This window comes from Amycolatopsis sp. NPDC104587 (genome assembly GCF_055583645.1).
Map to the genome: position 1 here is coordinate 85,933 of NZ_JBVJNO010000014.1, position 25,899 is coordinate 111,831.

Annotated in this window: 17 protein-coding genes; 3 read left to right on the top strand and 14 right to left on the bottom strand. The window is 72.6% G+C overall.

What is annotated here, in order from left to right:
* Positions 1 to 21: 21 nt before the first annotated feature.
* The 7 genes from ACZ61C_RS36335 to ACZ61C_RS36365 form a co-directional block, all read right to left on the bottom strand.
* Positions 22 to 4,956 (bottom strand): DUF6531 domain-containing protein, encoded by a 4,935-nt coding sequence (locus ACZ61C_RS36335; protein ID WP_465312435.1) that lies wholly within the window; start codon positions 4,954 to 4,956, stop codon positions 22 to 24.
* A gap of 34 nt (positions 4,957 to 4,990) precedes the next feature.
* On the bottom strand, positions 4,991 to 5,551 hold the full coding sequence (locus ACZ61C_RS36340) for a YbaB/EbfC family nucleoid-associated protein (protein WP_465312436.1): 561 nt from the start codon (positions 5,549 to 5,551) through the stop codon (positions 4,991 to 4,993).
* The gene (locus ACZ61C_RS36345) at positions 5,548 to 5,892 is read right to left on the bottom strand and encodes a type VII secretion target (protein WP_465312437.1); all 345 of its coding nucleotides are present in this window, start codon (positions 5,890 to 5,892) and stop codon (positions 5,548 to 5,550) included. The genes ACZ61C_RS36340 and ACZ61C_RS36345 overlap by 4 nt, the downstream gene beginning before the upstream one ends.
* A gap of 4 nt (positions 5,893 to 5,896) precedes the next feature.
* Positions 5,897 to 7,930 (bottom strand): hypothetical protein, encoded by a 2,034-nt coding sequence (locus tag ACZ61C_RS36350; protein ID WP_465312438.1) that lies wholly within the window; start codon positions 7,928 to 7,930, stop codon positions 5,897 to 5,899.
* Between the two features lie 8 nt (positions 7,931 to 7,938).
* Positions 7,939 to 8,406 carry a hypothetical protein gene (locus ACZ61C_RS36355; RefSeq protein WP_465312439.1) on the bottom strand — a complete coding sequence of 156 codons (468 nt, stop codon included), beginning with the start codon at positions 8,404 to 8,406 and terminating at the stop codon, positions 7,939 to 7,941.
* A 19-nt stretch (positions 8,407 to 8,425) separates the two neighbouring features.
* Positions 8,426 to 9,268, bottom strand: coding sequence for an ESX secretion-associated protein EspG (locus tag ACZ61C_RS36360; RefSeq protein ID WP_465312440.1), 843 nt, complete (start codon positions 9,266 to 9,268; stop codon positions 8,426 to 8,428).
* Positions 9,269 to 9,432: 164 nt separating this feature from the next.
* Positions 9,433 to 10,356, bottom strand: coding sequence for a 2-dehydropantoate 2-reductase (locus ACZ61C_RS36365; protein ID WP_465312441.1), 924 nt, complete (start codon positions 10,354 to 10,356; stop codon positions 9,433 to 9,435).
* A 99-nt stretch (positions 10,357 to 10,455) separates the two neighbouring features.
* Between ACZ61C_RS36365 and ACZ61C_RS36370 the strand changes: the two genes are divergently transcribed.
* Complete coding sequence (locus tag ACZ61C_RS36370) at positions 10,456 to 11,376, top strand: hypothetical protein (RefSeq protein WP_465312442.1); 921 nt, start codon at positions 10,456 to 10,458, stop codon at positions 11,374 to 11,376.
* Here the strand turns inward: ACZ61C_RS36370 and ACZ61C_RS36375 are convergent, their stop codons facing one another.
* From ACZ61C_RS36375 to ACZ61C_RS36395, 5 genes are all read right to left on the bottom strand, one after another.
* Complete coding sequence (locus ACZ61C_RS36375; protein ID WP_465312443.1) at positions 11,377 to 12,060, bottom strand: flavin reductase family protein; 684 nt, start codon at positions 12,058 to 12,060, stop codon at positions 11,377 to 11,379.
* A 90-nt stretch (positions 12,061 to 12,150) separates the two neighbouring features.
* Positions 12,151 to 12,960, bottom strand: a complete 810-nt coding sequence (locus ACZ61C_RS36380; protein ID WP_465312444.1) for an FAD binding domain-containing protein — start codon at positions 12,958 to 12,960, stop codon at positions 12,151 to 12,153.
* Positions 12,957 to 13,427 (bottom strand): (2Fe-2S)-binding protein, encoded by a 471-nt coding sequence (locus ACZ61C_RS36385; protein WP_465312445.1) that lies wholly within the window; start codon positions 13,425 to 13,427, stop codon positions 12,957 to 12,959. The genes ACZ61C_RS36380 and ACZ61C_RS36385 overlap by 4 nt, the downstream gene beginning before the upstream one ends.
* Positions 13,424 to 15,688, bottom strand: coding sequence for a xanthine dehydrogenase family protein molybdopterin-binding subunit (locus ACZ61C_RS36390; protein ID WP_465312446.1), 2,265 nt, complete (start codon positions 15,686 to 15,688; stop codon positions 13,424 to 13,426). The genes ACZ61C_RS36385 and ACZ61C_RS36390 overlap by 4 nt, the downstream gene beginning before the upstream one ends.
* A 55-nt stretch (positions 15,689 to 15,743) precedes the next feature.
* Positions 15,744 to 16,508, bottom strand: coding sequence for a sulfite exporter TauE/SafE family protein (locus tag ACZ61C_RS36395; protein WP_465312447.1), 765 nt, complete (start codon positions 16,506 to 16,508; stop codon positions 15,744 to 15,746).
* A gap of 287 nt (positions 16,509 to 16,795) precedes the next feature.
* Between ACZ61C_RS36395 and ACZ61C_RS36400 the strand changes: the two genes are divergently transcribed.
* Complete coding sequence (locus ACZ61C_RS36400; protein ID WP_465312448.1) at positions 16,796 to 19,843, top strand: discoidin domain-containing protein; 3,048 nt, start codon at positions 16,796 to 16,798, stop codon at positions 19,841 to 19,843.
* A 76-nt stretch (positions 19,844 to 19,919) separates the two neighbouring features.
* Positions 19,920 to 20,966, top strand: coding sequence for a LacI family DNA-binding transcriptional regulator (locus tag ACZ61C_RS36405; RefSeq protein ID WP_465312449.1), 1,047 nt, complete (start codon positions 19,920 to 19,922; stop codon positions 20,964 to 20,966).
* Here ACZ61C_RS36405 and ACZ61C_RS36410 read toward each other — a convergent pair.
* Positions 20,909 to 23,815, bottom strand: coding sequence for a glycoside hydrolase family 3 C-terminal domain-containing protein (locus ACZ61C_RS36410; protein ID WP_465312450.1), 2,907 nt, complete (start codon positions 23,813 to 23,815; stop codon positions 20,909 to 20,911). The genes ACZ61C_RS36405 and ACZ61C_RS36410 overlap by 58 nt on opposite strands.
* Positions 23,812 to 25,506 carry a discoidin domain-containing protein gene (locus ACZ61C_RS36415; RefSeq protein ID WP_465312451.1) on the bottom strand — a complete coding sequence of 565 codons (1,695 nt, stop codon included), beginning with the start codon at positions 25,504 to 25,506 and terminating at the stop codon, positions 23,812 to 23,814. The genes ACZ61C_RS36410 and ACZ61C_RS36415 overlap by 4 nt, the downstream gene beginning before the upstream one ends.
* Between the last annotated feature and the right edge of the window lie 393 nt (positions 25,507 to 25,899).

A 25,899-nucleotide genomic window follows, 5' to 3' on the forward strand; every position in this document is an offset into this window, starting at 1 on the left:
TCTGTCGAGACGTCGACCCCGCTAGTGCCCGTTGCCGCTCAGGCCCAGCGAGCTGAAGTCGTGCCCCTTGGTGCCCTTCTTCCAGATCTCCCCCGACGGCGTGGTGTACACGCCGGTGATGGTGTCCATCTTGGTGCCCACGGGCGGCAGCTCCGGCAGCTTGTTCATCCCGTTCCGGCGCATCGTGTCCAGCACGTTCTGGTCGATGCCCGTGTACTCGGCCTTGATCACCAGGTGGTCGCGGATCGAGCGCTCGAACGGGTTGGAGGAGTTCGGGAACTTGAACTCGTCGGAGACCTTGACGTGGTACTTGATCCCGACGTTGTCGATGCCCGCCTTCTGCCACGCCTCGCTGTTGGTGCGCCCGATCAGCTCCTTGACGCTGCTCTCGATGCCGTTCTTGTGCGCGCTGTTGGCCTTGGTGGTCAGCGGCGTCATGTTGTGCGACTCGCCGGGGCCGCCGATGTTGTCGTTCTCGAGGTGCCCCTTGACCCACTTCGCCTTCGGGTTGATGTTGTTGTCGTCCAGGTGCTTCTGCAGCTCCGGCGACAGCCCGCTGGTGTCCTTGGCCTTGTTGAGGTCCTCGACGTCGGTGAGCTCGCCGTCGCCCGGGGGGTTCCGGTCGTTGTTGGAGTCGCCCTTGCCGTACTTCTTCTTGCCCGGCGAGTCGTCCCAGCGGCCGCCCTCGGTGCCGCCGCCCTGCTTCTCGGTGCGGCCGGTCGCGGACGTGGGCACGTTCTGCTTCTTCGCCGGCCGCCCGGTCGACCCGGGACCGAGGTCGCTGCCCGGCCGCTTCGGCGGCCGCGAGCCGCCGGCGCCGGGCGTGCCGGTGATCGGCTTCCCGCACGGCGACGTCAGCATCAGGCCCAGCGGGTCGACCGCGGCCAGCGGATTCGGGACGTAGGCGGCCGGGTTCGGCGCCGGGCGCAGCCCGAGCGGGTCCTGGCTGAGGTACCGGCCGGTGCCCGGGTCGTAGTAGCGGAAGACGTTGTAGTGCAGGCCGCTCTCCGGGTCGGCGTACTGGCCGGGGAAGCGCAGCGGCGTGCCGCCGGCCGTGACGACCTTGCCCCACAGGCCTGACCGGGCCCGCCAGGACAGGCCGCCACCCGGCTCCGCCAGCTCCGCCGGCGAGCCGATCTGGTCGGTGACGACGGCCTGCAGCCGCCAGCCGTCCGCCGTGCGCTCGGCCTGCGCGACCGGGCGGTCGTCGCCGGGGTGCCGTTCCCAGGTCAGCACCTGGGAACGGCCGGTGGCGTCGCTGTGGGCCTGCTCGACGAGCTGGGTGTCGGCCCAGGCGAAGTCGACCCGCTCGGCGACGCTGCCGTCGGCCGCGAGCCGCAGCTTGGCGATGCGGCGGCCGATCGGGTCGTAGCGGTAGCGCCACTGCGTGCCGTCCGGCGTGCGGACGCCGATCAGCCGGTCGACCGCGTCCCACTGGTAGGTCCAGGTCAGGACCCCGCCGGGGCTCTGGACGTGCCGGGCGACGAGCCGGCCCTGCGCGTCCTGGACGTACCCGACCGCGCCCGCGGCCGTCAGCGCGTTGGCCGCGAAGTGGCGGGGACCCGTCTCCGCGTCGACCGGCCACGCGCCGTCGACGGTGGTCTCGACGACCGAACCGGCGGCGTCGTAGCGGTAGTTCTCGCGGTGGTCGACGGCGGCGACCTCGACCACGCGGCCCGCCGCGTCGTAGCGGTACTGGGTGACGCCGGCCGCGTCGGTGACCGCGGTCAGCGAGCCGTCGGGGCGGTAGTCGAACCGGCGCCGCTGCAAGGTGCCGTTCGGGGTGGAGACGAGCTGCCCGGTCAGCCGGTCGCCCGCGTCGAAGGTCTGGGCCAGCTCGAACGCGCCGTCGACCGTCCGCCGCACCTCGCGCCCGGCCGGGTCGTGCTCGAACCGGACGTCGTGGCCGGCGAAGGCCAGCGCGGCCGGGTTCCCCGCCGCGTCGAGCGTCCACCGGCTGTCCGCGCCCGAGGGCGTCCGGCGCGCGACGACGGACCCGTTGTCGGCGTAGGTCAGCTGGACGCTGCGGCCGTCGACCGTCTCGCGCAGCACCCGGCCCTGCTCGTCGCGCTCGAACTCGAGGACGACGTCACCCTCGACGGCCCGCACCAGCCGGCCCAGCGGGTCGTAGGCGAACCCGGTGATGCCGGTCGGGGTCTGGCGCCGGACCACGTTGCCGAGCGGGTCGTGGGTGTAGTCGACCGCCTCGCCCAGGCCGTTGACCGAGCGCGTCAGCTGGCCGGCCGCGTCATAGTGGTAGCGCAGCACGCGGCTGTCGAAGTCGCGTTCCTCGACCAGCCTGCCGACCGGGTCGTACCGGTAGTGCCAGGTCAGGCCGAGCGGGTTGGTCACCGACGTGAGCCTCAGCTCGGTGTCGTAGCCGTACACCGTCCTTGCGCCGGCGGCGTCGACGCTCGCGGTGCGCAGGCCGAACGGGCCGTACTCGGCGCGGTCCACCGCCCCCACGGCGTCGACGTGCTCGATCTCGTTGCCCTCGGCGTCGTAGCGCCACTGCTCGCGTTCGCCGGTCCGCCCGGTCCGCGCCGCGCGCAGGCCCTCCACGGTCCATTCGAACCGGACCTGGCCGCCGAAGACGTCGCGGCGCACCCGCGGGCGGCCGAACAAGTCTCGGTGCTCCTCGCCGCCGCTTTCGAGCGGCTCGAGCCGCTGGTAGTCGAACTCGTAGGCCACGCCGACCTGCTGGGTCGCCAGGTCCGGCACTTCCTCGCCGAGCTCGCCGGAGTACTCGCGCACCCACGTCCGCGGGCCGTCGGTCACGGTCGCGAACAACGGCTGCGCCGGGTCCACGTTCAGCTCGACGACCGACCCGTCGGGCCGGATCGCCGCGGTCGGGCGGCCCAGCGCGTCGTAGGTGAACGACGTCGTGCGGCCCAGCGCGTCGGTGCGCGCGAGCAGGCGGTCGTGGCGGTCGTGGACGAGCTCGGTGACCGCGCCGAGCGGGTCGGTCTCGCGCACCACCTGGTTCAGCGCGTTCAGCTCGAACGTCCAGGTGTGGCCCAGCGAGTCGGTGTGCCGGGTGACACCCGGCTCGTAGCTGAAGCCGCCGTCGAGGAACCCCTGGTCGCCGACGGTGCGGACGCACCGGCCCGCCTGGTCGTAGACGTACCGGTACCAGGCGCCGTTGCGGTCCTGCCAGCCGGTGATCCGGCCCTCGACGTCGTAGTCGTACTTCATCGGCCGGCCGGAGGAGTTCACCACGGTGGCGAGCCGGCCGCGGTCGTCGTAGCCGTAGGAGGTGACCGGCACGGCCAGCGTGCCTTCGACGTCGACGACGGTCAGCTCGCGCAGCCGGCCGCCCTCGATGCGCAGGTCGACGCGGTAGCCGTCGGAGTGCAGCCAGGACAGCGGCTGCCCGGCCTCGTCGTGGGTGACCTCGATCGTGCGCCCGTCGCCGCCTTCGACCCGGGTCACCGGGAGGACGCGCACGCCGCGCGCCGGGGCGGGGCCGGACGGCGCGGCGAAGGCCAGCGACCGCCGCTGCGCCGGGTCGTCGAGCACGTACTCGCCGGTCTCGTCGTCGATCGCCAGCGTCCAGCGCGGTCCTTCGAGCGCGAACACCGGATCACCGCCGCGCACCGGCAGCGGGTAGACGAGGATCATGCCGTCCGGCGAGAAGTAGCAGGCGTGCTCGTCGTCGAGCTCCAGCCGCTGGTCCACTGTGGACGCCCAGGACGCGCCGAACAGCCGGCCCGCGCGGTAGGAGGAGACGTGGGTGCGCTCCAGCACGAGCGCGAGCGGGCCCGGGAAGTCGACGTCGGCCTGGGCGAGCACCATCTCGCCGGTCGCGACGTCGATCGGGTCGGACTTGCAGACGCGGTCGTCGCCGCCGACCCCGCGGTCACGCGGGTTGTCCGGCTTGTTCGACGACGGGCTGGTGCTGTCGGGGCTCTTGCCGCCCCCGCCCTTGCCGGCGCCCGAGGGGCCGGTGCCCCCGCCGTCCGGCGTCGGGTCCGGGCTCTTGGGGGTGTCGTCCGGGCCCTTCGACGCGGGCGGCGGGTCGGTCTTCGGCGGCGGGTCGCCCTTGGCGCCCGAGGAGTGGGTGCTGTCGTCCGGGCCCTTCGAGGCCGGCGGCGGGTCCGTCTTGGCCGGCGGGGCGTCCGGGCCGCCCTTGCCCTTGGGCCCGTCCAGGCCCTTCGGGTTGCCGTTGATGTCGGCGTGCTTCGGCGGCGGCGCGCCCTTGCCGGGCTTGATCTTCCGCAGCGCCTTGGCGGCGTCGGTGAACAGGTCGCCGGCGCGCTTGAGCAGCGGGATCAGCGCCTTCAGCGCCGTGACCAGCCGCTTCACCAGATCGGCGATCTTCGACGCGGTCTTCGCGACCGCGCCGATCACCTGCGGCACCACCCAGGTGAGCCCGATGCCGAGGGTGAACACCACCTGCAGCGCCCAGCTGATCAGGTGCCCGATCAGCTCCGCGATGATGTCGCGGACCAGCGCGCGGACCGCGGCGACGACCTCACCGGCCGTCTTCACCCCGCTGGAAGCGCCTTCGCAGCCCTTTTGCGCCGTTTCCAGCAGCGTGACGGTGTCCTGGGCGCGCTGGCGGTAGGTGTCGCCGGCGTTGCCCGTCCAGGACGCGGTGTCGGCCTTGACCATGCCGGTCAGGTCCTCGCCGATGCTGCCCAGCTCGGCCGCGACGTTCTTCCAGGTCTCGGCCTGCGCGGCGATCTCGTCGGCGTTGCCGGTCAGCCCGTTCAGGGCCTCCTTGAGCGGCCCGACGTGCTCCATCAGCCAGCCGACACCGGCCGCGAGGACCGCGCCGAACGGGTCCATCGCCATGGAGAGGGCGTCGAGTGCGGTCCCGACGGCCCCCATCGCGACGGCGGCCCAGTCACCGCTTTCGATCGCGGACTTCAGGTCGAACGCCGTCTCCAGCAGCGAAACGCCCGAGTACGCCTTCGTCGAATCTTTCGTCTCCGCGACCAGCGGGTTCGCCACTAAACGGCCTTCCTGACGTACGGGGCGAACCGAATCACCACGGGTTGTTGTCTTCGTCGTCCGCCGCGGCGGGGCGCCGCGGCGGCGGCGAAGCCTGCGGGGCCGACGGCGCCGGCGGAACCGCCGCGCCCCCGGCCGGGGCGGGCGGAACGGGCCCCGGCTCGGCGGGCGGCTGCGGCTCGTCCGGCTCGTCCGGGTCGGGGAACCGGCCGCGCAGCGAGTCCAGCAGCGCCGAGCGCGTCTCGCGGTCCTCGTCGCCGAGCTGTTCGCTCATCACGCCGGCGACCCGCTCGGCGATGCCGGACTGCGCCCGCCGCATCGTGGTCAGGATCTGCCGGGACAGCTCCTCGAGCGGGAACGACTTGACCTTGTTGCTGAAGGTGAGGTCGGTGACGGTGCCGTCGGCGCCGACGGTGACACTGACCGCGCCGTCGGAGCTGGACGCGGTGAGCCGCAGCCGTTCGGTCTGCTCCTGCGCGGCCTGATAGCGCTCGGCCTTCGCCGCGAACCCGGCCGCCCAGTCGTCCATCCGGCGAATCGTCTCGTCCGGATCCCGCATCAGATCCCCCAGGCCGTTGGTACCCGGGCCTGTCATGCCTTCACCTTTTCTTCCGCCGTGCGCGGCGAAGCCGAGAGCTGACGCTCGAACGGCTGCGCGTTGCCTTCTTCACCGTCGCGATAGGACTGCGCGGCCGTGCGGACGTTGTCCGACAGCCCCTGCACACCTTCGATCGACGCGTTCAGGGTGTCCTTCGCCTGCTCCCCCGTCGGCCGGATGATCGGCGGGAGGAACGCGCACAGCAGCCCGTACGCGTGGTCCGACATCGCCGTGTCCGCCGCCGAAACCGCCGTGTTCAGCCGGTCGATCAGGCTGTCCACGTGACTCGCGTGCGCAACCAGGTCGTCCGGCTCGACTTCGAAGCCGCCCGCCGTCATGCGCTCACTTCCAATCCTGGTTCTTCCAGTCGCCGATCACCGGGGGCGCCACCGCCTCTTCGCCCGCGAAGAAGTTCGGGTCGTCGCTCTCGAGGTAGGCGGCTGCCTTGTGTTCCTTGTCGTCTTCCTTCTTACCGCCCTTGGCGCCGGCGCCCATGCCGCCCATGCCGGGCTGGCCCGCCGCGCCGGCCGCGCCGCGGCCGGACACCGCGTTGCGCGCCGCCGCCGCTTCGGCCTCCGCGGCCGCGCCGGACGCGGCACCACCGCTGAGGTTGCCGACGCCGCGCCCGCTCGCCCCGCCGGCCCCGGCGCCTCCGGTGCCGCCGCCGATCCCCCCGAGGGAACCGCCGCCGCCCGCGCCGCCACCGCCGATCCCCCCGAGGGAACCGCCGCCGCCCGCGCCGCCACCGCCGATCCCGCCGAGCCGGCTCGCGATGCTCTCGCCGTTGATCCCGCCGCCGCGGCCGATGGTCGGCAGCTTGCCGCCGCCGATCCCGCCCGTGCCGCCGATCCCGCCGGGACCGGTGGGCAGCCCGGTGATCGGGTCGATGCCCGGCGGCGTGAAGCCCGGGATCGGGCTGCCGCCGCGGATGCCGCCGGGGCCGCCGCCCGGGATGTCCGGGATGGGGATGTTCGGCGGGGTGTACCCGCTGCCGCCGGGCCCGCCGCCGCTCGGGATGCCCGAGGGCGAGAAGCCGGACGTCGTCGTCGTGTCGCTGGGGTGCGGGATCGACGAGCCGGGGATGCCGGCGCCGGAGAAGCTGCCGCCGCCGGGCGTGTTCGGCATGTCGAAGTTCGGCGGGTTGAAGCCCCCACCACCGGCGCCCGAGCCACCCGCGCCACCCCCGCCCGAGGCGGCGGGGATGCCCGCGCCCGAGAACCCGGAACCGCCCGGGCCGGAGCCGCCTGCACCGGGACCGCCCGAGCCGTCGCCGGGGATGCCGCTGCCGGAGAAGCCGGAGCCGCCGGCTCCCGGCCCGCCGCCGGGAATGCCCGAACCGGGGCCGCCCGCACCCGAGCCCGCGCCGCCGGGGCCGTTGACCCCGTCGAACCCGGCCACGGACCCGTCGGTCGCGCCCGAAGCCCGGTCCATGGCGGTGCGCGCGGTCAGCGGCTCGGCGCCGCCGGAGCCCGCCCCGCCCGAGCCCCGGGCCATGCTGTCGCGGTTGGTCGCGGTGGCGGAGGGCAGCTTCGGCGGGGCCGGGAACCGCGGGGTCGCGACCGCGCCGCCGATGGTCTCGTCGTACTGCGTCATGATCTGCGCCGCGTGGTCACGCGCGGCTGTCTGCGCCCGGTAGGTCTGCATGGCCTCGCCGGCCGCCGCCGCGTACTGCACCGGGTCGGTCATCGACATCAGGCGCTGGTTGGTGCTCTGCAGGTCGAACTGCACCGGCGGGTTGGCCGCCATCTGCCGCTGGGTCTCGTTGAGCGTCTGCGAGTGGATCTCCTGCTGGCGCCCGGCCAGCGTCGCGCCCTGCGCGGTCGCGCCCAGCCACTTGCCGACCCCGGCGAGGTGCTCGCGGACGGCGTCGCCGGCGTCACCCTGCCAGTTGCTGGTGCTCGCGTTGATCGCGTCACCGAGGTTCTTCTGGTGCGTGCCCAGGTCGTTGCCGACGCGCACCCACTCCTCCGAGGTCTCCGCGACGGTCGCCGGGTTGGCGTCCCGCGTGATGGCCTCGTTCATCTGCTCGTGGCTGGCGTTGGCCCACAGGGTCTTCGGCGCGCCACCGTTCTCGCGCATGGTGAGGCCCTCGTCGAGGCCGTGCTTCGCGTCGTCCAGGTGCTGCTGGTACAGCTCCTGGATCTTCTTGTCGCGCAGCACCGGGTCGACGGCCGGGCCGAGCCAGCCGGCCCGGATCTCGTCGTCGATCTGCTTGGTCGCCATCTCGCGGATCTCGTCACCCGAGGGCGACTTGTCCGTGGTCAGCGGCCCGACGTAGTACTTCGACGACGAATCTGCCGTCACGTCGTAGAGCGGGCTGCGCGGGTTGTAGTCCGGGGACGAGGGGTCCGACACGGACTCGGCGGTGGCTGCCACGGTCTCCCTCAGCTCTGGTCGGCGGTCGGGAGCGCGACGATCTTCGCCTGCGTGTCCTCTTCCCGCGACTTGTAGTTCTGCTTGGCCAGCTTGATGGCTTCGATGTAGGTCGGGAACTCCTGCCGGGCGGCCTGCAGCTGCGTGACCAGGCCGTTCTCGTCGGCGGCGGTGCTGACCATGTGCGCGGAGACCCACTGCCCGGTCGCGGTGCGGCTCATCGCCGGCGCGTCGTGCAGGCGCTGCAGGTTGGCCCAGCGCTGCTCGAGCGACTCCAGCACGCCCTCGAGGGCCTCGATCAGCTTGTTGCCCGTGGTGTCGTCGATGGCGAAGCCGCCGCTCTGGGCGAGCCGCTTCAGCTGCGCACCGGCGAGACCGATCCGGACCGCGGCCAGCGCCTTCGTCTCGGGCGTCGTCGCGGACTGCAGCTGCATCGTCGCTTGGAGAGCCTGGGCGGTCGCCTCGGTCTCTTCCGTCATCAGGGCTGTTCCTTCCCGGTCAGTAGACCGCGGCGATCGCGCGGCGGATGGCGCGGGCGAGGTCGGCCCGCCCCGCCGGCGTGTACTCCGCCGTCAGTTCCCCGGCTTCGCCGGTGGTGGTGTGCACGAGGTAGCGGCCGTCGGCGGTGTCGAGCCAGCTCAGCGGCTCACCCGCGACCCGCTCCCCGTGCCGGCCCTGCGCGGTGACGGCGATGTGGCCGCCGCCCAGCCGCGGCTCGGCGAGCACCCGCTCCAGCACCGCGACGTCGGACTGCTTGGGCGCCGGCGGACGTCGGCCCGGCCGGACGACGGCCTTGACCTCGATCATGCCGAAGGCGTCGGTCTCTTCTTCGTCGAACTCCGCGTCCGCGATCCGCTTGGCCGTCATCGCCGAGACCTCGCGCCCGGCGGCGCGGTGCACGACGTGCTTGCCGGTGGTCGCGGCCGGGGCCGGCGGCAGGACGCCGGTGACCACCTCGACCAGCTCCTCGTCCGCGAAGAGCGAGAACAGCAGGTCGTCGGTGTCCGGGGCCTGGGTGACGCCGAGCGCCTGGGCGCCGTCGGTGACCACGAGGACGGCGACGTCGGCGCCGAGGCCGTCGATCCCGCTCACGGCAACCGAAACACGGGGCTCGGCGAGCAGCTCGAACGCCGTCCGCACCCCCGGGTGCAGCTCGCCCGAAACCGAAAGCCGGCGCTCCTCGAGCGCGTCGTAGACCTGACGCGCGACCCCGACGAACCGCACCGGGTCGGCCGGGAGGTTCCCGGCGCGCAACGGGTACCGCCGGACGTCGCCGCCGGTCGCCCGACCGACGACGAGGGCTTCGACGACCCCGAGGACGAACTCGAACCTGTCCGCCATTTCCCCTCGCTGCTTCTTGTGCGAACCCAAGCGGTCAAACCCTCAAGCAACTCTCTTGACGAAGATTAGCAGTGCCGCATGTCCGCGCGTCGGCACCGCCACCCGGGTGCCCGAAAGACCACGATCCCCGGGACTGTGCGGGCAAAGCGCCCTCGGTGACCAGCTCACCCGATGCGGTGCTGGTACACCCGCAGCTGCAGGGTGACCAGGTCCACCAAGGGCACCGCGACGTCCCGCTCACGGGCACGCGCGGTGAGGTCGCCGAAGATCTGCTCTCCCTCGACCGGGTGACCGCCCAGCAGGTCGCGGTACAACGAAGAACCACCCGTCCCGGGATCGGTGACGATCCGGCGCGTGGCCTCGAGCTCCGCGGCGGGCACGGGGTACCCGGCGGCTTCGGCGACCGCGGCCGCTTCGGCCACGACGGCCTCGGCGAACTCCCGGCCGCCGGGCACGGCGACGACGTCCCCGGTGGTGCCCCGCAGCAGGCTGTTCACGGCGCCGATCGCCGCGATGAACACCCATTTCGCCCACATCGACCCGGTGATCCGCTCGTCGAGCGAAGCCGGGAAGCCGGCGTCGCGCAGCGCGGCGTCGACGTCGGCGAGCCGGGCCGGCGCGGGTTCGGTCCGGGCGCCGTAGGCCAGGTTCTGCAGCGGCCCGAGCCGCCGGATGGCGCCGTCGTCGTCGAGCGTGGTCTGCACCTTGGCGACCCCGCCGAGCACGGCGGCCTTCCCGAACCGCGCGTCGAGGACGTCGAGGTGCGCGAGTCCGTTGAGGAACGGCAGGATCAGCGTCTCCGGGCCGACCGCGGGGGCGAAATCGTCGATGGCAGAGGTCAGGCCGGTTGCTTTGACAGTAAGGAGAACGAGGTCGTAGGTCTCGTCCAGCGAGCCGGTTTCGACGAGGGCCGGTTCCAGCACGGTGTCTTCCCCGAGGCCGGTGATCCGCAGGCCGCGTTCCCGCAGCAGTTTCGCCCGCGCCGGTCGCACCAGGAACGTGACGTCCCGGCCCGCCCGCAGCAGCCGTCCGCCGAAGTACCCGCCGGTCGCACCGGCGCCCACCACCAGGATCCGCAAGTCGCTCACGACGCGAAGGTACGCGACCACAGCGTCCCCACAGCAAGACACAGCAAACGGACAGGTGGTTCCGGCTGCCGCCGGGCACCGGCGGGGCGTTGACCAGGCATGGGAAGACGGATCGGCTGGGTGCTCGCGGGCACCGGCCTCACGGTGGCGGCACTGACGGCGGGGCTCCTGGTGGCGGCCGGCGGGCGTGAGGTCACCCCGGCGGCCGCCACGGCGTCGCCCACTCCTTCGCCCACGCTGGTCACCTCTCCCCCGCCGACCTCGTCCGCCGCTCCCTACCCGGACCTTTCCTCGGTGGCGTCCGACGTCTCGGACGCGGTGACGGCGGCGTCACGCGGCACGACCATGGGGTTCGTGCTGTACGACCGCCGGTCCGGCAAGGTGCTGGCGTCCCAGGACGCCGACGAGCCGTACTACACGGCGTCGGTGGTCAAGCTCCTGATCGCGATCGACGAGGTCCACGACGACGAGACGGGCGCGTGGGCCCTCCCGGACGCCGACGACGTCGAGGACCTGACGGACATGCTCGCGGGCAGCGACGACGCGATCGCCTCCGCGTTCTGGGAGCAGAACGGCGGCACCGAGATCGTCACCCGCACGGCGGCGCTGATCGGCCTGTCGGACACCACACCGCCCACGGATCCGACGCAGTGGGGAATGGCGAAGACGACCGCGTCGGACGTGGTGGCGGTGTACTCGTACCTCGAGGACGTGGTGCCCGACGAGGTGGCTTCCCCGCTGCTGGCGGCGTTGGCCGACGCCCGGAACCCCGCGGACGACGGCTGGGACCAGTACTTCGGGATTCCGGACGGCCTGCCGGGGACGTCGTGGCAGATCAAGCAGGGGTGGATGATCCTGCGCAACGCACTGGTGCTGAACACGACCGGTGTGGTGGGCGGGCGGTTCGTCGTGGTGTTGCTGACCCAGCAGCCGTTGGTGAGCTCGGCCAAGGGGCGAGCCGCGGTGACGGCGGGGATCAAGACGCTGGGGCCGGTGCTTTCCCAGCTGACCGCGGCGTGACTAAACGGCCCGGGCCCGCTCGATGTCCGGCCCCCGGTACATCCGCTCGGGAATCCGGGCCAGCGTCGACGGGTGCACCTGGGGCCCCAGCCCGTAAAGCTTCTGGAAGCTCATGATGAGCGGCCGCCAGGCGTCCGGGTCGATGCGGTCGGCGTGCCCGTCCAGCCTGACCGAGTCGTGCACGACCACCCGCTGGACCCGGACTTCGATGGCGACGATGCCGCCCTTCTGCCGAGGATCGTCGTCGGCCACGGGATGCACGGCCTCGACCACGGCCTCCATCACAACCGGACACTCGGCGACCCGAGGCGGGGCAACGGTCTCGGAAGGCACCGGGGTCAGCCCGGCCCGCGAGAACTTGTCGGCGACGTGGAAGTATCCCCGCTCCTGCTTGCCGGCGGGCACCGGATCGGACCCGGTGGTCAGCGCGAGCCGGTCGACCGCCCCGGCGAGAGCGTCCGAAGGCAGGTTGAGCACGCACTCCCGGGTGCGCAGGAGGTTCTGGGCGGTCTTGGACCGCGCCCCGAGCCCGAGCATCGCCCGCCAGCCGAGCCAGAACGCCGACGACATCGGCGCCAGGTTGGGCGAGCCGTCTTCGTTGGTGCTGGAAATGAGCACCACCGGGGTGCCGAAATAGAGGATTCCGGGCTCGATGGCCGTGTGCGCAAGGGATTCCGTCTTCACGACATCGAGTGTGCCGTCCCCCGGACACCCTTGCTGGCGGGAATCGGCCGTCGCGATCACCGGCGGGAGCACCGGTGATCGCGACGTGGTTCAGCGAGCCGTGGTGAGCGCCCGGCGGGTCAGCACCCGGGCCAGGTGGCGGCGGTACTCCGCCGTCGCGTGGGGCTCGTCCGGCGGGTTCGTTCCCTCCGCCGCCAGCTCGGCCGCCTCCGCGACGGACGCCCCCGAAGCCAGCGCGGCCTCCGTGGCCGGCGCCCGCAGCGGCACCCCGCTCATGTTCACCAGGCCGACCCGGCCGCCGACGACGGCCACCCCGACCATCGCCCAGTCGGTCGCGCGGCGGGTGAACTTCTCGAAGCCCCAGCCCTGACCGGCCTGCGACGGCAGGCGGATCTCCGTCAGCAGCTCGTCCGGCTCCAGCGGCGTCGTGAACGGGCCGAGGAAGAACTCCGACGCCGGGATCCGCCGCTCCCCCGCCGGGCCGCGCACGACCAGCACCGCGTCCGAGGCCAGCACCGCCGCCGGCAGGTCGGCCGCGGAGTCCGCGTGCACCAGCGACCCGCCGATCGTGCCGCGGTGGCGGACCTGCCGGTCGCCGACCACGCCGGACGCGTGGGCCAGCAGCGGGGCGTGCTCCAGCAGCACCGGGTCGCGCTCGAGGTCGCTGTAGCGCGACAGCGCCCCGATCACGACGTCGTCGCCGTCGAGGCGGACGTGGCGGAGCTCGTCGAGCGGCCCGATGTCGACCAGGTACTCCGGCGCCGCGAGCCGCAGCTTCATCAGCGGCAGCAGGGAATGCCCGCCAGCCAGCACCTTCGCCTCGTCGCCGAGGGCGGCCAGCCGGGCCACCGCCTCGTCCACAGTGGACACCCGCTCGTAGCGGAACTCGGCGGGGATCACCGGTCCACCTCCTGCCCGGACGCGTCGATCACGGCGCTCACGATGTTGTGGTACCCCGTGCAGCGGCACAGGTTCCCCTCGAGCCCGGCGCGCACCTCGTCGCGCGAGGGCTTCGGGTTGTCGGCCAGCAGCGACACCGACGCCATGATCATGCCGGGTGTGCAGAACCCGCACTGCAGGCCGTGCTGCTCGCGGAACGCCCGCTGCACGGGGTGCAGCGAACCGTCCGAAGAGGACAGTCCCTCGACGGTGGTGACGGCGTGGCCGTCGGCCTGCGCGGCCAGCACCGTGCACGACTTGACGGACTCGCCGTCGAGCAGGACCGTGCAGGCGCCGCACGACGTCGTGTCGCAGCCGATGTTCGTGCCGGTGAAGCCGGCGGTGTCGCGCAGGAAGTGCACCAGCAGCGTCCGGTCCGGCACCTCCTCGGCCACCGGCCGCCCGTTGACCTCGATCGAAACCTTCACCGCGCGCTTCCCTTCCGAGCTTCTTCCAGTGCGGCCCAGACCCGGATGGGAGTCGTGGGCATGTCCAGGTGGTCGACACCGCGGGCACGCAGCGCGTCGACCACGGCGTTGTGCACCGCCGGCGTCGAGCCGATCGTCGCCGCCTCGCCGATCCCCTTGACCCCGAGCAGGTTCCGGTCGGTCGGCGTGGCCATGTCGACCAGCTCGAAGTCCGGCAGCTCGACCGCGGTGACGAACGAGTACTCCGCCAGGCTCGCGGTGGTCGGGTTGCCGTCGTCGTCGTAGGTGACGACCTCCAGCAGCGCCTGCGCCGCGCCCTGCCCGAGACCGCCGTGGCGCTGGCCGCGGAAGGTCAGCGGGTTGACGATCGGGCCGGCGTCGTCGACGGCGACGATCCGCCGCAGCTCGACCTTGCCGGTCTCGGTGTCGACCTCGACGACGGCGAGGTGCGCGCCGAACGGGAACGTCGGCTTGCCGCCGCCGAACCAGACGTCGGCGGAAAGCTTGCCCTCACCGGCGGTTTCGGCGACCTGCGCCCAGCTGAGCACCGTGCTCGACGGCGCACCCTTGACCTGCCAGACACCGCGTTCGGCGTCCAGCTCGAGGTCGTCCGCGGACGCTTCCAGGAGCTCGGCCGCCAGTTCGCGCGCCTGCGCGATCACCTCGTCGGCCGCCTGCCGGATCGCCGATCCGCCCAGCTGCAGCGACCGCGACCCGAAGGTGCCGACGGCCTTCGGCACCTCGTCGGTGTCACCGTGCCGGACGGTGATCTTGCCGAGCGGCACCCCGAGCTGGTCGGACAGCAGCATCGCCAGCGACGTGCCGAGCCCCTGCCCGTGCGGCGAGCTGCCGGTCCAGGCGACGACCGAGCCGTCCGGGTGGATGTCGACGCGGCCGCTCTCGCCGCCGGCGTCGCCGCCGGTGATCTCGACGTACGCGGCGATGCCGAGACCCAGCTCGACCGGGTCGCCCTCGTCCCGCCGCCGCTGCTGCTCGGCGCGCAGTTCGGCGTACCCGGCGGCTTCGAGCGCCTTGTCCAGCGCCGCCGCGTACTCGCCCGTGTCGTAGGACGCGCCGGTCGGCGTGGTGTACGGGAACTCCTCGGGCCGGATGAAGTTGACCCGGCGGACCTCGGCGGGGTCGAGCTCCAGCGTGGCGGCGAAGACGTCCATCGCCCGCTCGAGCACGGCGGTCGCCTCCGGCCGGCCCGCGCCGCGGTAGGCCGCGATCGGCGTGGTGTTCGTGACGACCGCGCGGCTGCGCGTCTCCACCTTCGGGAACCGGTAGACGCCGACGGCCATGAGCTCGGTCAGCGTCGGCAGGAACAGCGTCCGGGGGTAGGCGCCCGCGTCCTGGATGACGTCGAGGCGGTACGCGAGGACGGTGCCGTCGCGCTTGCCGCCGAGGGTCACGGTGTTGCGCTGCGCGCGGCCGTGGGTCATCGCCGTGAGGTTCTCGCTGCGGGACTCGACCCAGCGGACCGCGCGGCCGGTTTCCTTCGCCGCCCAGGCCAGCACGGTCGCTTCGGGGTCGGCGCCGATCTTCGCGCCGAAGCCGCCGCCGACGTCCGGGGCGATGACGCGGACGCGGTCTTCGCCGACACCGAGGCTCCCGGCCAGCTGCGAGCGGGCGATCTGGGCGTTCTGCGTGGAAAGCCAGACGGTCAGCCTGCCGTCTTCGCCCCAGACGCACGACCCGCCGCGGACTTCGAGCGGCGCGGGCGCGACCCGCTGGTTGACGATGGTCCGCGACACGACCACGTCGCAGTCGGCGAAGATCTCGTCGTCGAAGGTCTCCGCGCCGTTGACCTGCATGACGTTGCTGCCCGTCTCCGGGTGCAGCAGCGTTTCCCCCGCGAGCGCGGCGTCGATGCTCGCGACGGCGTCGAGCGGGTCGTAGTCGATGTCGACCAGCTCGGCCGCGTCGGCCAGCTGGTAACGCTCTTCGGTGAGGACGAGCGCGACGGGTTCGCCGACATACCGGACAACTCCGTCGGCCAGCCACGGTTCCTTGACCGGTCCCGCCGCGTGCGGGTCGAGCCCGAGGTCGGCGGCGGTGAACACGCCGACCACCCCGGGCGCCGCCTTCGCCTCGGTCACGTTGATGCCGCCGATCCGCGCGTGCGCGACCGGACTCCGGACGAACACCGCGTGTGCGGCGCCGGAAAGCGCTTCCTCCCGCAGATCGTCCACATAGGTGCCGCCCGCGGTGATCAGGTTCTCGTCCTCTTGGCGGACCACCCTGGTCCCGACAATGCTCATCTGGTCTCCTGCTCGCCGTTACCCGCCCGATCATGCCCTGTCCGGCGGGCCGGCGTCATCCGGCGAACGCCTGCCGGCCCAGCACGACGGCGAGTGCGAGCCCGGCAACACCGATCCCGATGCGCAACGGCGTCGCCGGCAGGTGGCGCACGAGGGTCGCCCCCAGCCAGGAGCCGCCGAGCGACCCGAGGCAGACGGCGAGCGCGGCCGGCCAGACGACCTTGCCGGTGACCGAAAAGACGATCGCGGCGAGGAGGTTCGCCGAACCGGTGACCAGGTTCTTCGCCGCGTTCGTCCGGGCGAGCGGCTGGCTCCAGACGGACACGAGCAGCGCGAGCATGAGCACCCCGGCGGCGGCGCCGAAGTACCCGCCGTAGATCCCGATGCAGAACGCGGCGACGGCGGTGGCCGGGCTCAGGCCGTGGTGTTCGGCGCCTTCGGCCAGCCGGCGCAGCCGCGGGCCCGCCATGAGCACGAGCGAGGCGCCGCCGATCAGCCACGGGACGACGACGGTGAACGCGCCGGACGGCGTCAGCAGCAGCACGGCGCCGCCGCACGCGCCGCCGACGGTGGTGAGCAGGCAGAGCGGGACGAGCTTGCGCCGCTGCCCGGCGAGCTCGGGCCGCGCCCCGGCGGCCGCGCCGGCGGTGGTCCCGAGCATCGCGACGGTGTTGGTGACGTTCGCGACGACCGGTGGCAGCCCGGCGGCGAGCAGGGCGGGATAGGAGACGAGCGAGGCGAGCCCGGCGACCGCGCCGGTCAGTCCGGCGCCGACACCGGCGAGGACGAGCAGGAGGAAAACGCCGGGGTCCGTGATCACGTTGTCATCTCAGCATGGCGGTGGGTTCGGGCCACGGTGGGCTTGGTCCCACCGGCCCGACGCCATGGATGACCCATTCATCGCGTCTGACGCAGTGAGTGACTCATTCATGGCGTCCTCGGACCGGCCGCAACCCGAGTCCACCGCCCCGCGGTATAGGGCGTTATACGAATTACCCAGGACTTGTCCGAAACCGGACTGGATCCGCCGCCGGGGTTGCCCCGCTGCCTTCCGGCGTCCCAGAATCGCCGCGGATGACAAGGTTGTCAGCGAGTGGAGGCCGGACCATGGGTGAGCTGAACCGGCGGCGGGCGCTGCTGGGCGCGGGCGGGATCGCCGCCGCACTGGCCTCCGGGCTGCTTCCGGGGGTGGCCGGGGCGGCAGCGAACGGCGCAGCGGCCGGTGCTCCCTCGGGCCCGCCCGATCCCGTCGCCGCCACCTACCTGCGGGTCCTCCTGCGCCACACCCGCTGGGCCGAGCAGCAGTTCGACCCGGTCGCCGGGATCTACCCGGCCCGGGACTTCACCTTCGCCGTGGTCCTCGGCAACGCCCTCCTCCTCACCCGCGACGGCTACGACGCCGCCGTGGCCGGGATCGAAAAAGACCTGCTCCGGGAGCACACCCTCGCCACCATCCGGCACTTCGCCGCGTCGAACCTGCTGACCGGCGGCGCCGAGTGGGGCCGGAAGCTGTTCTTCGACACCACTTTCCAGTCGTACTTCCTGCTCGCCGCCCGTCTCTTGTGGACAGAGCTGGACCCGGCGACCCGAGCGAACGTCGAGCGCATCACCACCGAACAAGCCGCCTACACGACCGCCCTCGGCACCCAGGACGACCCCACCTCAGGCGACTGGACGCCGAACGGCCTGAAAGGCGGCTACGTCGGGGACACGAAGCTCGAGGAGATGGGCGTCTACGCCCAGTCGCTCGCCCCCGCCCTCGCCTGGGCGCCGAACGATCCCCGCGCGAAAGCCTGGCGTGACGCCTTCGGCACGTGGAGCCGCAACGAAGGCGGGCTGCCCGCCGCGGACCTGGCCAACCCGCGGCTCGTCGACGGCGTTCCGGTCAGCGCCAACACCGCCACCAACCTCTACGACACCTTCCTCGTCGAGAACCACGGCTCGTTCGGCCCGCACTACCAGGAAGAGCTCTGGCGCACGTCCGGCCGCAACTCGATGCACTTCCTCGCCGCCGGCGCCCCGCTGCCCGAAGTGCTCACCGCGCAGCCGAACGGCGAGCTGCTCTGGCGCACCATGCTGGTGATGACCAGCGACGCCGGTGAGCCGCTGATGCCGATGGTCGCCGACCGCGAGCACCTCTACGGCCGCGACGTCATCCCGCTCGCCTTCCGCGCCCAGGTGCTCGGCGACCGGTACGCCGCCCGCGCCGAAGCCGACCTCGCCGCGCGCCTCGAGCCGTACCAGGCCTACGCGCCCGTCGACCGGATCACCAAGTTCTCCGGTGAGCCGAAGTACGAGCCGGAGGCCCGCGCCGAAGTCGCCATCAGCTACCTGCTCCACGAATGGCGCGCGAAGCACGGCGGCCCGGTGACCCCCGCGACCGCCGCCGACTTCGACACGCACGCCGCCGGCGTCGCCGACTTCGGCGCCGGGCCGGGCCTGCTCGCCCACCGCTCCCTCGCCGCCTGGGCCGCGACCGTGACCAAGCCCGGCTTCGTGAAGTTCGCCTGGCAGCCGCACCACGACGACTGGCTCTTCGTGCTCGGCGGCGCCAACCCGATGCTGCTGCCGGCCACGAACATCGCCGTCAAGGAGCGCCATGCCACCACCTACACCAAGGTCCGCGACGGCTTCGACGGCACTGTCGGCGTCCTGCGCTTCGACGCCGGGTACGCCGCGCTCGCCACCCTCCCCACCGGCGCGGCGGTGTACGCCAGCACCGGCGTCGCCGCGAGCGAAGGCGTCCTGAACGTCTACAACCTCACCATGCCGGGCGTCCCCGGCCTCGACGGCGATCGCACCTACACCGCCGCCGAAGGCAAGGTCACGCTCAAAGCCACGGCCGCGCCCACCGGCGCCCGGACCGACGACCTGACGTTCGCCCCGGTCACCGCCCGCCACGTCCGGATGCTCGGCGTCCAGCCGGACCCGACGTACGGCTATTCGCTCTGGGCCTTCGAGGTCCGCGACGGCGACGGCCCGGACCTCGCGCGAGCCGGAACGGCGTCGGCCTCTTCGGTGAGCTCGGGCAAGGAAGCCGAGTACGCCAACGACGGCGACGCGGCTACCCGCTGGGCAGTGTCCACATCGGACCGGCCACGCGCCGACAGCTGGCTCGCGATCGACCTGGGCACCGAGCAGACGATCGACCGCGTCCGGCTGAGCTGGGAAGCGGCCGCCGGGCGCAAGTACCGCGTCGAGACGTCACCGGACGGCGTCACCTGGACGCCGGTGGCGAGCTACCCCGTGCCCGCGCTGAGCAGCACGAAGGGCTGGCTGGACATCGACGGCCGGGCCGGGATCCTCGTCGACGGCCCGAACCCGATCACCGTCACCGGTGACCGCGTCACCCTCTCCGACGGGCCCGCCGCGCCCCTGCTCGCCGAGCTGTACCCGGCGCCCCGCAAGCCGGCCGCCCGCGCTGCCTCCAGCACACCGGCGGTCCGCGTGACCGCCAGCGACGGCTTCCTCGTGCTGCTCAACCTTTCCGGCGCCCCGGCGACCGGCACGGCGACCCTCCCGAAGGACGGCGACGCGTACCGGCTCTACCGCGGCGAACAGACCGTCACCCGGACCGGCACCGAAGTCTCCTACACGCTGGCCGCGGCGGAAGGCCGCATTGAACCCCCGCGGTTCACCGTGCGGGGCCCGGCCGGGCTGAAGGCGGTCGTGCGCGACGCGAGCCGGGTCGACCTCACGCTGCCGTCCGGGTTCCTCCCGGTGCTCGTCACGGTGACGCCGGACGGCGGCCGCCCGCGGCCGGTGGTGCTGCCGCCGCGCCGGAGCGTGCCGGTGGTGTTCGGCGACATCCGGCCGTACCCACTGGCCGACGCCGCGCTCGGCCGGACCACGTTCCCCGCCGAACCGCTGCCACCCGGCATGTCGAGCCCGGCGGCGGCCGTGGACGACGACCCGGCGACGGCGTGGCGGCCCGGACCCGGCGGCCGGATGGTCGTCGATCTCGGGACGGTGACGGCGGTTTCCGCGGTCGAACTGGCCTGGACGCCCGGCCGCCGCCCCGCGGCGAGCGTCGAAACCAGCACCGACGGCCGCACCTACCGGGCGGCGGACAGCGGCCCGGCCCGGTACCTGGCGGTCCGGACGGGCTGGCGGTCCGGCGACGCGAGCCTCGTGCGGATTTCCGTCCGAACTTGATCGATCTCGCACCCCTGGCGCCGGGCCCGGGGGCGAGTACCTTGGCACCACAGGTCACCCCTGCCCGGGAGGTCGGATGCGTGTCACGATCGCCGAGGTCGCCCGCCGCGCGCGGGTGAGCAAGACGACCGTGTCGAGGGTGCTCAACAACAAGGCCGACGTGGACGCGGCGACCGCGATCCGGGTGCGCGAGGTGATCGCCGCGACCGGGTACATCCCCAGCGCCGGCGCGGTCGGGCTGGCCCGGGGTGTCACCCGCACGGTCGGGATGCTGGTGCCGGGGCTGACCTGGCCGTGGATGGGCGAAGTGCTGCAGGGCGTCGCCGACGTCGTGGAGTCGAAGGGGTACGGCCTGCTGCTCTCGACCGCCAACCGCGGCGCCGACTCCCTCGAAGAGTTCTCCCGGCAGGTGTCGGCCAAGGCGTTCGACGGGCTGCTGCTCGTCGAACCGCCGGACGCGGTGCGGCACCTGCGGATCCTGCACGACTCGGGGCTGCCGGTGGTGGTGATCGACGACCGCGGCCGCCGTCCCGCGTTCCCGTCGGTGGGAACGGACAACCGGCAGGGCGGCGCGGCCGCGGCCCGCCACCTCGTCGAGGGCGGCCGCACCCGGCTCGCCACCGTGACCGGGCCGCGTGACTTCGGCTGTACCACCGACCGGCTCAACGGGTTCAACAACGCCGTCCGCGCAGCCGGGCTGCGGCTCGACCCGAGCCTGATCATCGAAGGCGACTTCACCAGCGAGAGCGGCGAAGCGGCGATCCTCCAGCTCCTCGAAACCGGCCCGGAGTTCGACGCCGTCTTCGCGCACAACGACCTCACCGCGGCGGGCGTGCTGTCCGGGCTGCGCAAGGCCGGGCGGGCGGTGCCCGGCGACGTCGCCGTGGTCGGCTTCGACGACATCCCGCTCGCCGCGCACACCCAGCCGCCGTTGACCACGATCCGCCAGCCGCTGCGCGAAATGGGCGAGACGGCGGCCCGGCAGCTGCTCGAGCAGCTGGCCGGGGCGCCGCCTCCGGATGAGCCCCTGATCGTCCCGACGACCCTCGTCGTGCGGGAGTCGACTCACGAAACGGTCAATGCCGCCGACAGGGGGACGTTGCGCGAGGAGTCGCCGACGTAGACGCGGTACTGGCCCGCGTTGGTCGTCCACGACCCCGTCCAGTGCGCGAGGTCCCGCGGGGTGACCGGGAACGACACCTGCTGGCTCTGCCCGGGGTTGAGCTGCACCTTCTTGAACCCCTTCAGTTGTTTCGGTGGCTCACCGTTGCCGGACGGCTGCCCGAGGTAGAGCTGGACGACGTCGGCGCCCGCGCGAGTGCCGGTGTTGGTGACCGTCGCCGTCACGGTCGCCGTGCCGTTCGTGCCCTGCGGCGTGACGGTCAGGTTCGAGAACCCGAACGTCGTGTACGACAGGCCGAAGCCGAACGGGAACAGCGGCTCGATGTTCCGGCTGTCGTACCAGCGGTACCCGACGTTGAGGCCTTCGGAATACTCGATCCGGTCGTTCGCACCGGGGAACTGCTGGACGTTCGCCGTCGGCAGGTCGGCGAGCTGCTTCGGGAAGCTGACCGGCAGCTTGCCCGACGGGTTGACGTCGCCGTAGAGCAGCGACGCGATCGCGTTGCCGTTCTCCTGCCCCGGGTACCAGCCCTCGATGACCGCGGCGGCCTTCGACAGCCACGGCATCGTCACCGCCGAACCGGTGTTGAGCACGACGATCGTTCGCGGGTTGGCCGAGGCGACCGCGTCGATCAGGTCGTTCTGCTGGTGCTGCAGGTCGATCGTGTCGAGGTCCTGCGTTTCGGACTCGCCGTAGCTGGCGAACACGACCGCGACGTCGGCCGCCCGGGCCGCCGCCACCGCACCCGGGATGTTCGGCGTCTGCACGTGCTCACCGGCGCCGTCCACATAGGACACGGTGACGCCGGAACCGGCCCGGGCCTTGATGCCGTTGATCGGGTTCACCGACGCCGGGGACGGGTTGACCTTGGCGCTGCCGCCGCCGATGTTCTGCGGGTCGATCCCGTCGCCGCCGGAGAGCGCGATCGATTTTGTCGAAGCGGTCAGCGGCAGGACGCCGTTGTTCTTCAGCAGCACCGACCCGGCCGCCGCGACGTCGCGGGCGGTCGTCACGTTCGCCGCGTTCGTCACGACCGACTGGGGTGTCCCCCGCCGGGCGCGGTCGAACACGCCGAACCGGAACATCTGCGTCAGCACCCGCCGGACCATGTCGTCGACCCGCGCCTGCGTGACCTCGCCGCGCGAGACGGCGTCGAGCAGGCCCTGGCCGAAGAACGCGCCGCCGGGCATCTCCATGTCGAGGCCGCCGTTGGCCAGCTGCCGCGGGCCGCCGGTCGCCGAGCCCCAGTCGGAGCCGACAAAGCCGCCCCAGTTGGCGTCCTGCTTGATCGCGGTCGTGAGCACCCCGCTGTTCTGGCAGGCGGGGACGCCGTTGATCTGGTTGTAGGCGCACATCATCGACGCGACCTGGCCCTGGCTCGCGACCTGCTGGAACGCCGGCAGGTACAGCTCGTGCAGGGTCCGGTCGTCGATGATGACGTTGTCCGACGGCGTCCCGCGTGACGCCCCGGCCTCGACGTTGTAGGCGGCCGCGTGCTTGGCCTGCGCCATCACGCCCTGGCTCTGGATGCCCTGGATCGTCGCGGTCCCGGCCGCCCCGGCGAGGTACGGGTCCTCGGCGTAGGTCTCGAAGTTGCGACCCCACCGCGGGTCTCGGACCAGGTTGATCGTCGGGCCGAGGGCGATGTCGACACCCTTCCCGGCGAACTCCGCGCCCATCGCGCTGCCGTAGCGGTTCATCAGCCCGGTGTCCCAGGTCGCGGCGGCCGTCACGGGCGCCGGGAACTGCGTGACACCGTCGAGGCCGTCCCCGACCCCGGCCGGCCCGTCCTGCAGCCCGAGCGCCGGGATGCACAGCTCCGGCACCGCGTCGGTGTTGCCGATGTACGGCCCGGTCGCGCCGTTGCCGTGCAGCACCTTGATCTTCTGCTGCGCGGTCATCGCCGCCATCAGCTGGGTTACGCGGTCGGCGACCGGCGCCGTCGAACCGACCCACGGACAGCCCGTCGGGGGTGGCGTCGTGCTGTCGGTCGTGTGCACCGCGAACTCCCACAGCGAGACACCCCATTGCGTGGCCCGCGCGGTCGCGTTCATCCGCACGTAGCGGGCCGTGCCGGACACCGCGGGGTGTTCGGTGCCGCCCGTACCGGCCACAGTGGCCGCGGTGGTCCACGAAGTCCCGTTGGTCGACAGCTGGATCGTGTACGCGCTCGCGTAGGCCGCCTCCCACGTCAGGTCGACGCCGCAGACCGGCCGCGAGCTGCCGAGGTCGACCTGGATCCACTGCGGGTCCGCGGCCAGGCTCGACCAGCGGGTGCCGCCGTCGCCGTCGACCGCCGCGCTCGCCGGGAACGCGTCCGACTGCACGCTCGACGCGGTCACGGGTTGCCGCAGGCCCGCGTTCGCGCTGCCGCACGCCTGGGCCGAGCCGTCGCCGAAGACCTGGAACTCCCACAGCGAGACCCCCCACTGGGTGGCGCGGTGGGTGGTGGTCAGCCGGACGTACCGGCCGCTCCCGGACACCGGCAGCGTCTGCGTGCCGCCGGTGCCGGTCGTGGTCGAGTACACGGTGGACCACTGGCCGCCGTCGGCCGAAGCCTGGATCGTGAACGCCGTGGCGTACGCCGCCTCCCACTGGAGGACGACCTGGCTGAGGCTGTGCGACGAACCGAGGTCGACCTGCAGCGTCTGCGGGTCGGCCGCCAGGCTGGACCAGCGCGTGCCCGGGTCGCCGTCGACGGCCGCGCTCGCCGGGAAACCGGCGTTCTCGGTAGAGGACGCGGTCACGGCGTGCCCTTGGGAGAGCAGGGCCGGGGCCGCCTGGGCGGTGAGCGGCGGGGCCGCGAGCAGTCCCACCACCACCGCCGCACCCAGGGCGAGCCGCCTCACTGGTAGACCCGCACGTAGTCGATCACCATGTCCTGCGGCAGCACGGTCCCGGCTCCCGGCGGGCCGGGGAAATCGCCGCCGATGGCGTTGTTGAGGATCAGGAAGAACGGGTGGTCGTAGACCCACGGCCCGCGTGTGCTCTCGACGGTGGCGCGGTTGATCGTCTCGAACGCGTTGCCGTCGACGGAGAACGTCATGTGGTTCGCGTCCCAGTCGAGCCCGAACTTGTGGAAGCCCGCGGCGACGTCCTGGCCGAGGTCCAAGGGCGCGCCGATGCCGCCGGCGCCGTTGTACGCGGGCGCGTGGATGGTCGAGTAGGCCAGGTTCGGCGACTTCCCGACGTGCTCCATGATGTCGATCTCACCGCAGTTCGGCCACGGCGTGCCGCTGAAGAAGTTGGCGCCCAGCAGCCAGAACGCCGGCCAGAGGCCCTGTGTGCCGGACACCTTGATGTTCGCCTCGACGTGGCCGTAGGTGAAGCTGAACTTGCCCGCGGTGTTGATCCGGCCCGAGGTGTACTGGCAGGTGCCGCTGCCGCTGATCGGGTCGACCGGGCAGGCACTCCCCGGCGTCGCCTCGCGGCGGAGCTGGATGACGAGGTTGCCGCGGCCGTCCTGCTTCGCGTTGTTGTTGTTCGTGTAGTACTCGAGCTCGTTGTTGACGCCGGGGCCGGTCTCGGCGGTCCACTTGCTCGCGTCCGGGCCCGCGCCCGACGCGCCGTTGAACTCGTCGCTCCAGACCAGGGTGCCCGGGAAGTGCGGGGCCGGCGGCGCGGGCGGCGGGGTCGTCGGGTTGCCGCCGGTGCCGTAGACGTCGAAGCCCCACAGCGAGTAGCCGTAGCCGTTCGAGCGGGCCGTGCCGTACATCCGGACGTACCGGCCGGAACCGTTGACGGTCAGCGTCTCCTTGAAGCCCTTGCCGGTGGTCGTCGAGTAGAGCGACGTCCAGTTCGCGTTGTCGTTCGACACCTGGATCTGGTACGCGACCGCGTAGGCCGGGTCCCACTGCAGGACGACCTGGTGCACGGCCGCGGTCGCGCCGAGGTCGACGGTGATCCAGCCGGGGTCGACCCAGCCGGTGGTGGCGCTGGTCGCCCAGCGCGTGGCCGGGTCGTGGTCGAACGCCTTCGCCGGGAGGCAGCCCGGGCAGGCGCCGTCGTCCTGGTAGGACGATGCCGTGCCGGACTTGCCGTAGGACAGCAGCACGTCACCGGGCTGGGTCGTGCCGCCCCCACCGTAGACCTGGAACTCCCACAGCGAGTAGCCGTACTGCGTGGCGCGCTGGGTGCCGGTGAGCCGGACGTACCGGCCGCTGCCGGTCACGTTCAGCGTCTGGTTGCCGCCGGTCGCGGTGGTGGTCGAGTACAGGGTGCTCCAGGTGGCGCCGTCGGCAGACGCCTGGAGCGTGAAGGCCTTGGCGTAGGCGGCTTCCCAGTTCAGCACGACCTGCGACAGCTGCTGGGTGGAGCCGAGGTCGACCTGCAGCCACTGCGGGTCGCTGAAGGCACTCGACCAGCGGGTGCCCCCGTCACCGTCCACGGCGGCGGACGCCGGGAACGCGGCGGATTCGGACGAAGACGCCGTCACCGGACGGCCTTGGGAGAGCAGGACGGGGGCGGCCTGGGCGACCGGCGCGGTGAACAGGGCGGCCAGGGTCAGGGCGAGGACGGCGAGAACCCGGGTTCTCGGCATGCGGCGTTGCATGGGGCACCTCCACGGCGAACCGGCGCCGGGGCGGCCTTGCCCCGGCGCGGATCGGCTCACGTCGTCGTCGGCGCGGTGTGGGGACCGGTCGGCGGCACGCTCTTAGTTCAGGATATAAATAAAGAGCCGTAAAATGTCAATGTCCCTGCGCCGGACGGTCGCGGACCACACCGCGGACTGGTCCGGGAGAACGAATCCGCGCCGGATCCTTGACTCCGTCGAACCCCGCGCTGTTAACTTCGACCCGCTGGAACCGGTTCCGTGACCGCCACCCGGGTCGGTTCCCCGCGCCACGCACACCCTCGGGCTGACCGGTTCGCGCCGTCGCACCCACTCCGGCACCGCTCTTCCGGCTCACGGCGCCGGTGGGCGCCGGGGCGA

Excerpts from the sequence above, each read along its gene's own strand:
- ACZ61C_RS36340 (WP_465312436.1), bottom strand. The coding sequence starts at position 5,551 with ATGACAGGCCCGGGTACCAACGGCCTGGGGGATCTGATGCGGGATCCG.
- ACZ61C_RS36345 (WP_465312437.1), bottom strand. The coding sequence starts at position 5,892 with ATGACGGCGGGCGGCTTCGAAGTCGAGCCGGACGACCTGGTTGCGCAC.
- ACZ61C_RS36355 (WP_465312439.1), bottom strand. The coding sequence starts at position 8,406 with ATGACGGAAGAGACCGAGGCGACCGCCCAGGCTCTCCAAGCGACGATG.
- ACZ61C_RS36360 (WP_465312440.1), bottom strand. The coding sequence starts at position 9,268 with ATGGCGGACAGGTTCGAGTTCGTCCTCGGGGTCGTCGAAGCCCTCGTC.
- ACZ61C_RS36370 (WP_465312442.1), top strand. The coding sequence starts at position 10,456 with ATGGGAAGACGGATCGGCTGGGTGCTCGCGGGCACCGGCCTCACGGTG.
- ACZ61C_RS36390 (WP_465312446.1), bottom strand. The coding sequence starts at position 15,688 with ATGAGCATTGTCGGGACCAGGGTGGTCCGCCAAGAGGACGAGAACCTG.
- ACZ61C_RS36400 (WP_465312448.1), top strand. The coding sequence starts at position 16,796 with ATGGGTGAGCTGAACCGGCGGCGGGCGCTGCTGGGCGCGGGCGGGATC.
- ACZ61C_RS36405 (WP_465312449.1), top strand. The coding sequence starts at position 19,920 with ATGCGTGTCACGATCGCCGAGGTCGCCCGCCGCGCGCGGGTGAGCAAG.
- ACZ61C_RS36415 (WP_465312451.1), bottom strand. The coding sequence starts at position 25,506 with ATGCCGAGAACCCGGGTTCTCGCCGTCCTCGCCCTGACCCTGGCCGCC.